Raw genomic sequence first — 11,940 nt, 5'->3', positions numbered from 1 at the left:
GGCCGCAACTGCCGCAGGTCGGGGCGTTCCAGTTCGCTGACCAATCCGGTCCCCGGTGCCGTTCACCGGGATTCTCCAACCCTCGAAAGAAGCGAATGAACAAGTCTGAATTGATCGAACACATGGCCGACCAGGCCGGCATTACCAAAGTGGCTGCGGGCGCCGCCCTGGACGCTGCATTGGCATCCATCCGGAACACGTTGCAACAGGGCGGCAGCGTGTCCTTGGTGGGCTTCGGCGCGTTCTCGGTGACCAAGCGAGCGGCACGCACGGGGCGCAATCCGAAGACGGGCGAGGCCATCAAGATCAAGGCCAGCAAGGCACCGAAGTTCACCGCGGGCAAGCCGCTGAAGGATGCGCTGAACTGAGCCAGCCGGCTTTCTGCTGCCCCCGCTGGGGGCAGTGGTGAGCCACCTGGACCCAAGCCATGACGACAAAGCAAAAACCTTCCGCCGATGCCGGCCGCGTCCGCCTCATCAAGCTGGTTCACGTGGCACGGCGTGACCTGGAGCGCGCGGGAACGCTGGACGAGCCGGGCTACCGTGACATCCTGCGCGCGGCTTCGGGTGGGCGTCACGATTCGGCGGCCGCGATGAGCTACGCGGACCTCAAGGCGGCACTGGAGCGCCTCAAGCGCGCCGGTTTCAAAGTGCGCAAGCCGGCCGGCTCGCGCCCGATGGTGGTCAACCCGGACGCGTCCAAAGTACGCGCGCTGTGGCTCTTCCTGCATGCACTCGGTGCGGTCAGCGATCCGTCCGAGCAGGCCCTGGCCGCCTACGTGCGCCGCACGGTCAAGGTCGATGATCTGCGCTGGGCGCGTGGCGACAGGGTCGAGAAGCTCATCGAGACCCTGAAGAAATGGGCCATGCGCTGCCTACCTGCTGCCGTGGCCGCACTGCGCGATGAAGTCATCGCGGCACATCGTGCTTCGCCCCTGTCTCCGGCGCGTGCTGATCTGGCATTGCAGGCGCAGCGCTATCTGAACCGTGGCGAGGGCTTCGATATGCACTGGTGGGCTTGGGAATGCCTCATGGCGGCTCTGGAGCGGCCTGTAGCGGCTGATCTGGCCGCGCTGCCCCGGCAGGAGGTCGTGCAGTGAGTCTTGACGTCTCTCGGGCGCTGCTGAAGCGACACGAATTGCTAGCGGAGATGCTGGACGTAGTCGAGCGCCAACTGGTTGATGTTGGCGTGCCTGCAGAGGCGGCAGGTTTGGTGGCCGCTTATCTGGTTGACTACCTGAGCACCTATTGGGCGGGCCAAGTGGTGTCGTTCCCGAAGGATGCGTGCTACAAGCTCACGCTCAAAGAACTAGAGGTTTGGAGCCTCTTTAGAGGCGACAATCACGACCAGTTGGCCCGCCGATTCAATATGACCCCGCGCGGCATGCGCAAGCTGATTGCCAGGATCAATGCGCGGATCAAAGAGCAGCGCAAAGCGATTGCAGCCCCAGGCCAACTCGATATGCTTGGGCATCCCGACCCCGAATCAGGGCTCGATTGACCCCACCGGCGGGTTACACGGGTTGCAATGCGATTTCAGCGGCCCGTTTCGGTTAGTTTCGCCTCATCCCCCTAAATCTCGATTTTTCGCACACCGAGGGCTGGGTTTATCTCAACTCCCCTCACCATGTTCGCCGATGCGCTCATCCGCCGGCGCCACGGCGCACGGCTACCCACGGCCCGCCGTGTCCCCTGCCGGGTACGGGGTGAAGCGGCTTTCGTTCTCGCTCACATCCAGCGGCCGGCCCAAGAATGGGAAGGCCCGTTGCGGACAGCCGATGCGTTCGCACACCTTGCAGCCCATTCCGATGGGCGTGGCGATCTCAGGATCGTCCAGGTCCATGCCACGCGAATAGACCAGCCGGGGCGCATGGCGGATGTCGCAGCCCAGGGCCACCGCAAAGGTCTTGCTCGGCGCGCCGAAGCCGCCTTGGCCCGTGGAGACCGTCCGGGCGATCCAGAGGTAGCTGCGTCCGTCCGGCATGCGCGCCAGTTGCGGCAGGATCTTGCCGGGCTGCGAAAACGCCTCGTACACGTTCCACAGCGGGCAGGTGCCACCCGTCTTCGAAAAATGGAAATGGGTGGCGGACTGGCGCTTGGAGATGTTGCCGGCCCGGTCCACGCGGATGAAGAAGAACGGCACGCCCGGCGCGCCGGGCCGCTGCAGCGTGCTGAGCCGGTGGCAGATGGTCTCGAAGCCCACTCCGAAGCGCCGCGCCAGGCGGTCGATGTCGTAGCGCGTGGTTTCGGCGGCCTGCAGAAACACGGCGTAGGGCAGCAGCAAGGCACCAGCGAAGTAGTTGGCCAGGCCGATGCGCCCGAGTGCGCGCGCCTGCGGGTCGTGCCGGAATTCCGGCAGGTCCACCAGCGCATCAAGCAGCGTTGAATGCGCCAGCAGCGCCCACTGCGTGCCCAGCTGGAACGCGATCTGGCCGGGGTCGAGCGACGGGGACAGCCGCAGCACCTTGCTGCCCGGGTCATAGCTGCGCAGGTGCGTGCCCATGTTGTCCTGCGATGGCACGGTGCGCACGCCGTGCTGCTGTTGCAGGCGCCGCGCCAGCCAGTCGGACAGCAGACCGCCCTCGGCCTGCGCCTCGGCGGCCAGTTGCTCGGCGGCGCGGTCGATGGAATCCAGGTAGTTCTGGTGCGAGAGGAAGAAGTCACGCACGCGCTCGAAGGCCATGGGCTGCACGGGTGCAAGGGGGGCATGGCCGGTGTCCGGCCCTTCTCCCCGGCCGTCGCCCAGGCGCACGGCGAGTGCCTCCAGCCGCTGCGTCGCTTCGAGGTGGCGCCGGTGCAGCGCCAGCAGCGCGCGGCCCACGGCCGGCATCTGCGAGGCAATCTCCCGAAGCTCTGGCAGCGCGACCGACTCGCCCCCGGGGTTGTCCGCCAGCGCCTCCTGCAAGCCCGCCACCATGCGCGCCTCTTCGTCTTCGGAGAACTGCTGCACGTCCACCCCGAGCGTGCGGCTGACCTTGAGCAACACGGCCACGGTGAGCGGCCGTTGGTTCTGCTCCAGCTGGTTCAGGTAGCTGGGCGACAGGCCCAGCGCCTGCGCCATGGCGATCTGCGACAGGCCACGCTCGGCGCGCAGCTTGCGCAGGCGCACCCCCATGAAGGTTTTCTTCATCGCGTCGCCCGCCACCCAGAAGAAAGATTCGCAGAATTTGCAAACTGGCTGTTTTTCATTCGCAAATCTTCGCCTTTTCAGTGCTTTATCAATGCCTTCATTGTGCGTAGATTGCGAAGCATGACAACCCCCAGCGGCCCCCTCTTCGCGTTCCAGGACATCGTCTTTCCCAGCCAGGCGAACCACCACGGCACGCTGTTCGCAGGCCATGCCCTGCAATCCATGGCCAAAGCGGCGTTCCTCGTGGGACGCAGCGCGGTCCAGCGGGATGTGGTGATGGCCGGCGTGGCCGGCATCGACTTCGTGTCGCCCGTCCCGGTGGGCCAAGTGCTCACGCTGCAGGCCCGCGTGAGCCGGGTCGGCCGCAGTTCGATGACCGTCTGCGTGACCGGCCTGGCGCAGGCCCTGGGTGGGCCGCAGCAGGAGGTGCTTCGGGGCGTGTTCGAAATGGTGGCGGTGGACGCCGCCGGGCGCCCAGCACCCATCCCCCGCTCCGATGCCGCATTGCCCAAGGCGCTGTTGCACAAATCGAATTGCAGACGGCATGACCCCAACCCCAGACGGACCTATGCCACAGCAGTCACCGACACGGTGTGAGGACGGCCGATCTGACTGAACCGATTGAGCAAGGCCACGCGGACATGCAGCTCCACAACCTGGCGGTCGAACGTGCGCGCGATCACCCGTTCGCCCAGTCGCTTGAAGCAGTGCATCTTCGTCTCCACAAGGCTGCGCCGGTGGTAGCCGCTCCACTTCTTCCAAATGCCGCGACCCAGGCGCTGGCACGCCCGAATGGCCTCATTACGATGCGCCGAGCCCGGACTCGACTTCTTCCAATGGCTGGCGTTCTTGCGGGGCGGGATCACCGCCATCGCGTGCCGCTCGGCAATGGCGTCCAGGCAGGCGCGCGTGTCGTAGGCGCCATCGGCACTGACGCTTTCGATGGATTCGTCAGTGGGAATCTGAGCCAGCAACCCGGGCAACATCGGCGCATCCCCAATGGCGTTGCTGGTCACCTCGATGGCGCGTATTTCCAGCGTCTGCGCGTCGATGCCCAGATGGACCTTGCGCCATTCGCGCCGGTATTCAGCACCATGCTTCTTGCGTTTTCACTCTCCTTCGCCCAGGAACTTGATGCCGGTGCTGTCCACCAGCAACTGCAGCGGCGAGTTGGTTCGCTGGTAGCTCAGTTCGACCTGCAAGGTCTTTTGGCGCCGGCAAACAGTGCTGAAGTCAGGTACCGGCCAGTCCAGCTTTGCCAGCCGCAGCAGGCTCTGCACCATGCCCAGCGCCTGTCGCAAGGGCTGGCCGAACAGGCACTTGATGCTCAGGCAGAACTGGATTGCTGCGTCCGAGAAGGTTCGGCTGCGTCCACGCCTGCCGGTCGGCGTGCCAAACCACTGCATGCCCTCATCTAGCCACATCGTCAACGAGCCTCGCGCTTTCAGCGCCGCGTTGTACGCCTTCCAGTTCGTCGTGCGGTACTTGCTCCGCTGCCTGTTCTTCGTCTCTGTCACGCAGTCAGTCTACGGGCATCAGCATCGCGATTTGTGCAACAAAGCCATTGCCCAACGATCCCCTCCCCTTTGCAAAGGAAATCGCATGACCCTCGCGACCCCCACCGCGCCCCAGGGCGCCCGTTTCAAGAAATCCGTGGCGCTGTCCGGCGTCACGGCCGGCAACACGGCGCTGTGCTCCGTCGGGCGGACCGGCAACGACCTGCACTACCGCGGCTACGACACCCTCGACATCGCCGAGGTCTGCGAGTTCGAGGAAATCGCCCACCTGCTGGTGCACGGCAAGCTGCCGACCACCGCGGAGCTGCGCGCCTACAAGGCCCGGCTCCGGGCGATGCGCGAGGTGCCGGCCAGCGTCAAGTCGGCGCTGGAGCAGATCCCCGCGCATGCCCACCCGATGGACGTGATGCGCACCGGCGTGTCGGCGCTGGGCTGCACCCTGCCCGAAAAGGACGAACATCCCACGTCCGGCGCGCGCGACATCGCCGACCGGCTGCTGGCATCGCTCGGCTCGATGCTGCTGTACTGGTACCACTGGTCCACCCAGGGCCGGCGCATCGATGTCGAAACCGATGACGACTCCATCGGCGCGCACTTCCTGCACCTGCTGCATGGCCGCAAGCCGCCGGCGAGCTGGGAGCGCGCCATGCACACCTCGCTCAACCTGTATGCCGAGCACGAGTTCAATGCCTCCACCTTCACCGCGCGCGTCATCGCCGGCACCGGCAGCGACCTGTATTCGTCGATCTCGGGCGCCATCGGCGCGCTGCGCGGCCCCAAGCACGGCGGCGCCAACGAGGTGGCCTTCGAGATCCAGAAGCGCTACGACAACCCCGACGAGGCCGAGGCCGACATCCGCCGCCGCGTCGAGGCCAAGGAGGTGGTGATCGGTTTCGGGCACCCGGTCTACACCGTGAGCGATCCGCGCAACGCGGTCATCAAGGGCGTGGCCAAAACCCTGTCGCAGGAGGCGGGATCGACCCGCATGTTCGACATCGCCGAACGGCTGGAGGCCGTGATGCGCGAGGCCAAGAACATGTTCCCCAACCTGGACTGGTTCAGCGCCGTGAGCTACCACATGATGGGCGTGCCCACGGCCATGTTCACGCCCCTGTTCGTCATCGCCCGCACCAGCGGCTGGGCCGCGCACGTGATCGAGCAGCGCATCGACAACAAGATCATCCGGCCCAGCGCGAATTACACCGGGCCCGAAGACCAGGCCTTCGTCGCGCTGGCGGACCGCACTTGAAGCCGCATCGGCGCATCCCCCCTTCTTTGTTCAACACCACTGACACCCTGCCCCATGTCCGCGCCCATCAGTAACATCCGCCCCGAATACGACCAGGTCATCGTCGATATCGTCGACTACGCGCTCCGCTACGAGGTGACCTCGGACCTCGCGCTCACCACCGCCCGCCACATCCTCATCGACACCCTGGGCTGCGGGTTGGAGGCGCTGGAATACCCCGCGGCGCGCAAGCTCATCGGTCCCATCGTCAAGGGCACGTCGGTACCCCATGGCGCCAAGGTGCCGGGCACCCCGTTCCAGCTCGACCCGGTGCAGGCCGCGTTCAACATCGGTGCGCTGATCCGCTGGCTCGACTTCAATGACACCTGGCTGGCCGCCGAATGGGGCCATCCGTCGGACAACCTGGGCGGCATCCTGGCCGTGGCCGACTGGCTCAGCCGCACCGCCGTGGCGGCGGGCAAGCCACCGCTGGTGATGCACGATGTGCTCACCGCCATCGTCAAGGCCCACGAGATCCAGGGCGTCATCGCGCTGGAAAACGCCTTCAACCAGGTCGGGCTCGACCATGTGGTGCTGGTCAAGGTGGCATCGACCGCGGTCGTCTCCCAATTGCTGGGCCTGTCGCGCGATGAGACGCTGGCCGCCGTGTCGCTGGCCTGGGTCGATGGACAAAGCCTGCGCACCTACCGCCACGCGCCCAACGCAGGCAGCCGAAAGAGCTGGGCGGCAGGTGACGCCACCAGCCGTGCCGTGCGCCTGGCGCTGATCGCGCAGACCGGGGAGATGGGCTGCCCCTCGGCACTGACCGCGAAAACCTGGGGCTTCTACGACGTGTCCTTCAAGGGCCAGCCGTTCCGCTTCCAGCGCCCCTACGGCAGTTATGTGGCGGAGAACGTGCTGTTCAAGATCAGCTTTCCGGCCGAGTTCCACAGCCAGACCGCGGTAGAAGCCGCCATGGCGTTGCACCAGCAATTGCGGGACGCAGGCAAGACCGTGGACGACGTGCAGCGCATCACCATCCGCACGCACGCGGCCTGCATCCGCATCATCGACAAGCAGGGCCCGCTGAACAACGAGGCGGACCGCGACCACTGCATCCAGTACATGGTGGCGGTGCCGCTGATTTTCGGCCGGCTCACCGCGGCCGACTACGAAGCCGGCGTGGCGGCCAATCCGCGCATCGACGCGCTGCGCGCCAAGATCCATTGCGTGGAAGACCCCCGCTACACCGCCGATTACCACGACCCGGAAAAGCGCAGCATCGCCAATGCGCTGACCGTAGTGTTCAACGACGGCAGCGCCCTGCCCGAAGTGGCGGTCGAATACCCCATCGGCCACCGGCGTCGGCGCGCCGAAGGCATTCCATTGCTGGAGGCCAAGTTCCGCCGCAATCTCGCGCGCAGCTTCCCCCCGAAGCAGCAGGACGCGATCCTGGCGGTCTCGCTCGATGCGCAGACGCTGGAGGCGCTGCCGGTGCATGAATACATCGACCTCTACGTGATCTGACGCCATGGCCCACAACCCACGCAAACACCTGCGCGCACTGGTGGAGGCCCGCCGCGGCGTGCTGGTGCCGGGCGCCTTCAATGCGCTGTCGGCCCGGGTCGTCGAAGACCTGGGCTTCGAAGCGCTCTACGTCACCGGTGCCGGTGTGACCAACATGTGGTTCGGCCTGCCGGACCAGGGCTTCATGGGCCTGCACGAGATCGCCGACCACACGGCGCGCATCCGCGACGCGGTCACCCTGCCCCTGATCGTCGATGCCGACACGGGCTTCGGCAACGCACTCAACGTGCGGCACACCGTGCGCGTGCTGGAACGGGCCGGCGCCGATTGCATCCAGCTCGAAGACCAGGTCGCGCCCAAGCGCTGCGGGCACTTTGCCGGCAAGGAGGTGATCGCCTGCGAAGAGGCCGTCGGCAAGATCAAGGCGGCGGTGGATGCGCGCACCGATCCCGACCTGCTCATCATGGCGCGCACCGACGCGGCCGCGACGCTGGGCCTGGAGGCGGCCATCGAGCGTGCCGAGCGCTTCGCTCAAGCCGGGGCCGATCTTCTGTTCGTCGAGGCCGTCACGACGGCCGAGGACATTCGCGCGCTGCCCGGGCGCCTGGCCAAGCCCCAGCTCATGAACATGGTGATCGGCGGGCGCACGCCCATCGTTGGGGCCGAGGAGCTGGGCCAATTGGGTTACGGCATCGTGCTGTATGCCAACGCAGCGCTGCAGGGCGCGGTGGCCGGCATGCAAAAGGCGCTCACCGTGCTGCGCGAGACGAAGTGCCTCGGCGAAGACCCGGCCTTGGTGGCCCCCTTTGCAGAGCGCCAGCGCCTGGTGGGCAAGCCGGCGTGGGACGCCCTGGAGCAGCGCTATGTCTGATGCGGCCAGGTAGCCGACTCCCCCTCGCCCGCGCCATGGGTGCACGGTCCTTCGAAGCCGATGGTGCGCGCTATCCGATGAACGCAAGAAACGCATGGCCCTGCAAAGCCTGCACGAACACCGCCAGGACGACAGCGCCGTAGATCGCAGCCACGCCAACGGCGCCGCGCTGGCCTAACCGCATTAGCGGGCCCAGCATCAGCACCGCGAGCGGGACGGCGTGCATGGCGTGGGTGGCGAAGAAATGCGGCACGCGCAAGTCGCCGGCATGTCGCAGCCAGCCCATCCACGCCATCGCCTCGTTGGTGCCGGGCACTGCACCGACACGGTGGCTTCCCACCACCGCCATGGTCCCGGCGGTGATCAGCGTGAGCCCGAAAGTCAACAGCAGTCCGGCAACCAGCGCGTGGCGCATGCTCGCAGATAGCGGCCGGGTGCCGGGATGGCGTGCAAGGCCCCATGCAATGGGCAGCACCATGGCCAGGAGCACCAGGGAACCCGCACCCATTGCGCTGTAAAGCGCCGCGTCGAAGGCCGTGGTGATGTTGAAATGCGAGCCCACGCCCCGCGCCGACTGCAGGGTGATGATGGCCTGCTCCATGGCGATGGCCAACAGGCCGGCAAAGATAGTCACCCGGAACACCCGCCGCTGTCGCCAAGCCGGGTCGATGAAGGCGGCAAAGCAGCCCAGACTCATGAGGTAGAGGGCAAAGCCGATCGCAAACTTGATCGGCTTCGTCCACAGCGTAAGCCCGTGCCATTCCCGGGCGTCCAGAAGCCAGGCCAGCATCAGCACGGGCAGACCGGCCAGCAGCGCGCCACCGAGCCGGACCATTGGGCCATCCCACTGCGCGAGCGACGAACGCCAGGGTTGTCGCAGAGACGGGGTGAATTCAGTAGCGACAGCCATAGTGCTTGTATCGGACACGTCAGCCTGCCTCGGTCTGGCGCCGTGGCGAGGTGCTGCGCACGATCAGGTACAGGAGAAAGCCGGCCGGGCTGAACAGAAAGGTGGCCGCCAGGCAGGGCAGGACGAGCCAGAACCTGACCGATCGCCGGCGCGCATCCCGCACTTCCCACGCACCGATGGCCAGATCGAAGGCAAGGTAATGCAACCAACCCGCCAGCAGCACCGGCCTTGAAGTGAACAGGCGCGCCACGTCATCGAGCGAGGAAAAACCGCCCTGCGCTGCGGCGAAATGCGCCAGCATGAGCGCTGTATAGAGCGTGGCAAGCAACGAGGGAATCACCCAGGCCGCCAGGCGGTTGGACCATCGGGGCATGACCGGGCTGACCACCAGGACCATCCAGCCCAGCAGAGCCAGCCCGGAGGAGATTGAAAAAATGGAGTCCAGTGTCATGGCAGGCTTCAGATGGATTCGGTTAAAAGCATTGAATCTAGGCACTGTAAACATTAATTTTTACATCGTCTAGATAAACTCGGTTTTTTCACGCCTGACGTTTTTGGACAAGCAAGACATGCCCACCAGCAAGACACCCGCAGTTGTCACGGCGAAGCGACGCACCCGGCCCGCCCCGGCCCCACTGCCAGCGCCGCGCGGCTATCACCACGGCGATCTGCGTGCCGCATTGCTCGATGCGGCCGCGGCCGAACTCGACGACAAGGGCATCGCGGGCTTTTCGCTACGCGGCACGGCACGGCGCGCGGGAGTCAGCCACGCGGCGCCCGCGCACCACTTCCCGAACACCGAAGCCCTGCTGTCCGCACTGGCGCATCGGGGCTTTGACCAGTTGTCGGAGGCGATGGAGCGCGAAATGGCGCAAGGCAAACCTGGTCCCCAAGCGCGATTGGCATCCTCTGGAAGGGCCTACGTCATGTTTGCGCGGGCCCATCCACAGCTTTTCAGGCTGATGTTCTTCGGCCAGCGCCTTCCCCAGGAGCCGACGGAATGCGCACCCCAAGGACCTGCCAACCCGCTTGCACTGCTGCGATCGTGCATCGAGGCTGCCCTGGGGCCCGCCGCCTCGCCTGTCGAGGCGGCCACGGCGGTGGCTTCCAGTTGGGGCCTTGTCCACGGCCTTTCCTACCTGTTGATCGAAGGAACTGCAGGCTTCCTGCAGGCCTTTGCCGAGGAGGAACGGCAGGCAATCATCGACCGCGCCATCGACCAACTGGCGTTGGCCATTGGGCCCACCTCATAGCACCAAAGCGCGCTACTGCGATCGGGTAGCGCGCGCAGGGGCCTCAGGCCGCCTTCGAAGATTTTGGCAACACCATCTTGAACCGGATGACGCCGTCCGCCGTCGAGGCGGTCACCTCGCCCTGGTGCGCCTTGGCAATCTCCCGCACGATGAACAAGCCCAGGCCCAGGTGCCCCGACGCAGCCCCTGAAGGGCTGGCGTTGCGTCGCAAGGGGTCGAACAAGGTATCGAGCACTTCCGGGGCAATCGGATCGGACAGGTTCTCCGTGGTGATCTCCACCGCTGCCGCTTGCCCTACGACGATCACGGCGACTTCGCTGCCCTCCGGACTGTGCTGGGCTGCGTTCGATACCAGGTTGAAGACCGCCTGCCGCACACGCGACGGGTCGAAGTCGCCCCGGGCATCGCCCGTGATCTGCCAGCGGATCCGGCGCTTGGGAAAAGCCTGCTGCAGCATCTCTAATTCTTCCTGGCAGGCCGCGCCCAAGTCGACCGCCTGGCGATGCAGCGGCGTGCCCACGCCCAGCGTGGCCTTGTTGTATTCCAGCAGTGAGTCGAGCAGCACATTCAGGTGGCGGCCATTGCGCAGCAATGCGCCGACCAGGTATGTCGCCTGCTCAGGGTTCTGGCTCCCGACCCGCTCCAGCAATTGCGCGGTCAGCAGCATGGCGTTCAGGGGGCCACGCAGATCGTGGCCCAGCACGCCGAGAAAGATATGCCGCCACTTGGCGACCTCAGCCGCATGGAACGCCACCGACTCCGCGACCGCCTGATCGATGGCTTCGTTGAAGCGCACCGTGTCGTCCATCGCGAAGGCGGTCGGCTGGCCGGATTCCATCCACAGGCGCAGCACGCAGGAGCGAATCACGCGGTACTCCGCCACCAGTTGCTCTATGTCCAGTCCGATGCGGGCCCGCAGCGTGCCATGGGACTGCGCGGCGGACTCCTCGGCAGGAGGCGCGGCATGCCCCAGGGATTTGTCGATGGACTGCTCCCGGCTTTGCGGCTGCTCCAGGTCAAGTGCGATGGCGTCCAGCACCAGCGGAAGGTGATTGCGCAAGACGCTTGCAGCCGAGCCCTGCAGCGCGGGGATGCGGGTCGCGTAGGCAAATGACTCGGCGAGGATTTCTTCCCGAGCGTGGCGAATGAACTGCGCAAGGCGCATGGCAATACTCCTATCGGCCTTAACGATAAGTAACGTGGTGGTTACCGAGACAAGATGAAGCCCGAACGCGGGGTGGTGTCGATGGGCACCGTGACTGCGCAGGCCTGCTCCGCAAACCGCCGATGACTTGAAATCCCGTTTGGTCCGCGCAGGCCAGCTTACGATAGCCGGCGGGGGCTGCCGCAGGCGCCCGGTGGCCATTTCGCTGTAGTCATTCTTGACCTCGTGCCGAACGAAATGCCCCCTCTGCCGCTGGCCTACTCGAGTGCGTTGCAGCAGTGGCGCAGCGCAGCACAAGGGCATTCCGGATTTCGACAACGCCCTGAGGCAACCCTTCGAT

The 11,940-nt window shown here is 65.8% G+C and carries 11 protein-coding genes and 2 pseudogenes; 8 read left to right on the top strand and 5 right to left on the bottom strand.

The annotated features are described in order from the left end of the window. Positions 1-95 precede the first annotated feature (95 nt). The 3 genes from M5C96_RS11355 to M5C96_RS11345 are packed head-to-tail and all read left to right on the top strand — an operon-like array spanning position 96 to position 1,500. Complete coding sequence (locus M5C96_RS11355) at positions 96-368, top strand: HU family DNA-binding protein (RefSeq protein ID WP_272569164.1); 273 nt, start codon at positions 96-98, stop codon at positions 366-368. Positions 369-427: 59 nt separating this feature from the next. Beyond that, positions 428-1,099, top strand: coding sequence for a regulatory protein GemA (locus M5C96_RS11350; protein ID WP_272569163.1), 672 nt, complete (start codon positions 428-430; stop codon positions 1,097-1,099). Next, complete coding sequence (locus M5C96_RS11345; RefSeq protein ID WP_272569162.1) at positions 1,096-1,500, top strand: Mor transcription activator family protein; 405 nt, start codon at positions 1,096-1,098, stop codon at positions 1,498-1,500. The genes M5C96_RS11350 and M5C96_RS11345 overlap by 4 nt, the downstream gene beginning before the upstream one ends. Positions 1,501-1,668: 168 nt before the next feature. On the opposite strand, the gene M5C96_RS11340 is transcribed toward M5C96_RS11345, so the two are convergent. Then, positions 1,669-3,129, bottom strand: coding sequence for a short-chain fatty acyl-CoA regulator family protein (locus M5C96_RS11340; protein WP_272569161.1), 1,461 nt, complete (start codon positions 3,127-3,129; stop codon positions 1,669-1,671). Positions 3,130-3,249: 120 nt separating this feature from the next. On the opposite strand from M5C96_RS11340, the pseudogene M5C96_RS11335 reads away from it, so the two are divergent. Continuing rightward, positions 3,250-3,615, top strand: a pseudogene (locus tag M5C96_RS11335) (acyl-CoA thioesterase); the annotation flags it as partial. Between the two features lie 80 nt (positions 3,616-3,695). Here the strand turns inward: M5C96_RS11335 and M5C96_RS11330 are convergent. After that, positions 3,696-4,646 (bottom strand): annotated as a pseudogene (locus M5C96_RS11330) (IS5 family transposase). Positions 4,647-4,731: 85 nt separating this feature from the next. Between M5C96_RS11330 and prpC the strand changes: the two are divergent. The 3 genes from prpC to M5C96_RS11315 are packed head-to-tail and all read left to right on the top strand — an operon-like array spanning position 4,732 to position 8,272. Further along, positions 4,732-5,895 carry a bifunctional 2-methylcitrate synthase/citrate synthase gene (gene prpC / locus M5C96_RS11325; RefSeq protein ID WP_272569159.1) on the top strand — a complete coding sequence of 388 codons (1,164 nt, stop codon included), beginning with the start codon at positions 4,732-4,734 and terminating at the stop codon, positions 5,893-5,895. A 54-nt stretch (positions 5,896-5,949) separates the two neighbouring features. After that, on the top strand, positions 5,950-7,401 hold the full coding sequence (locus tag M5C96_RS11320; RefSeq protein ID WP_272569157.1) for a bifunctional 2-methylcitrate dehydratase/aconitate hydratase: 1,452 nt from the start codon (positions 5,950-5,952) through the stop codon (positions 7,399-7,401). Positions 7,402-7,405: 4 nt separating this feature from the next. Continuing rightward, positions 7,406-8,272, top strand: a complete 867-nt coding sequence (locus M5C96_RS11315; RefSeq protein WP_272569155.1) for an isocitrate lyase/PEP mutase family protein — start codon at positions 7,406-7,408, stop codon at positions 8,270-8,272. A 70-nt stretch (positions 8,273-8,342) separates the two neighbouring features. Here M5C96_RS11315 and M5C96_RS11310 read toward each other — a convergent pair whose 3' ends face one another. Together M5C96_RS11310 and M5C96_RS11305 are read right to left on the bottom strand one after the other, a co-directional pair. Further along, positions 8,343-9,107, bottom strand: a complete 765-nt coding sequence (locus M5C96_RS11310) for a hypothetical protein (RefSeq protein ID WP_272569154.1) — start codon at positions 9,105-9,107, stop codon at positions 8,343-8,345. A 94-nt stretch (positions 9,108-9,201) separates the two neighbouring features. Continuing rightward, entirely contained in the window at positions 9,202-9,633 is a 432-nt protein-coding gene (locus M5C96_RS11305) for an ABA4-like family protein (RefSeq protein ID WP_272569152.1), read from the bottom strand. A gap of 118 nt (positions 9,634-9,751) precedes the next feature. On the opposite strand from M5C96_RS11305, the gene M5C96_RS11300 reads away from it, so the two are divergent. Beyond that, positions 9,752-10,435: a TetR/AcrR family transcriptional regulator gene (locus M5C96_RS11300; RefSeq protein ID WP_272569151.1), complete on the top strand. Its 684-nt coding sequence runs from the start codon at positions 9,752-9,754 to the stop codon at positions 10,433-10,435. 43 nt (positions 10,436-10,478) lie between these two features. On the opposite strand, the gene M5C96_RS11295 is transcribed toward M5C96_RS11300, so the two are convergent. Continuing rightward, positions 10,479-11,801, bottom strand: coding sequence for a sensor histidine kinase (locus tag M5C96_RS11295; RefSeq protein WP_272569150.1), 1,323 nt, complete (start codon positions 11,799-11,801; stop codon positions 10,479-10,481). Positions 11,802-11,940: the final 139 nt, after the last annotated feature.

It is taken from the genome of Acidovorax sp. GBBC 1281 (genome assembly GCF_028473645.1).
GTDB lineage: Bacteria > Pseudomonadota > Gammaproteobacteria > Burkholderiales > Burkholderiaceae_C > Paracidovorax.
The sequence above is the reverse complement of the archived record's forward strand: the minus strand, read 5'-3'. Positions and strand labels throughout refer to the sequence as shown.

What these genes read in the sequence shown, in the direction of transcription:
- M5C96_RS11355 (WP_272569164.1), top strand. Translation starts at nt 96, where the DNA reads ATGAACAAGTCTGAATTGATCGAACACATGGCCGACCAGGCCGGCATT.
- M5C96_RS11350 (WP_272569163.1), top strand. Translation starts at nt 428, where the DNA reads ATGACGACAAAGCAAAAACCTTCCGCCGATGCCGGCCGCGTCCGCCTC.
- M5C96_RS11340 (WP_272569161.1), bottom strand. Translation starts at nt 3,129, where the DNA reads ATGAAGAAAACCTTCATGGGGGTGCGCCTGCGCAAGCTGCGCGCCGAG.
- prpC (WP_272569159.1), top strand. Translation starts at nt 4,732, where the DNA reads ATGACCCTCGCGACCCCCACCGCGCCCCAGGGCGCCCGTTTCAAGAAA.
- M5C96_RS11320 (WP_272569157.1), top strand. Translation starts at nt 5,950, where the DNA reads ATGTCCGCGCCCATCAGTAACATCCGCCCCGAATACGACCAGGTCATC.
- M5C96_RS11315 (WP_272569155.1), top strand. Translation starts at nt 7,406, where the DNA reads ATGGCCCACAACCCACGCAAACACCTGCGCGCACTGGTGGAGGCCCGC.
- M5C96_RS11310 (WP_272569154.1), bottom strand. Translation starts at nt 9,107, where the DNA reads ATGGTCCGGCTCGGTGGCGCGCTGCTGGCCGGTCTGCCCGTGCTGATG.
- M5C96_RS11305 (WP_272569152.1), bottom strand. Translation starts at nt 9,633, where the DNA reads ATGACACTGGACTCCATTTTTTCAATCTCCTCCGGGCTGGCTCTGCTG.
- M5C96_RS11300 (WP_272569151.1), top strand. Translation starts at nt 9,752, where the DNA reads ATGCCCACCAGCAAGACACCCGCAGTTGTCACGGCGAAGCGACGCACC.
- M5C96_RS11295 (WP_272569150.1), bottom strand. Translation starts at nt 11,801, where the DNA reads ATGGCCACCGGGCGCCTGCGGCAGCCCCCGCCGGCTATCGTAAGCTGG.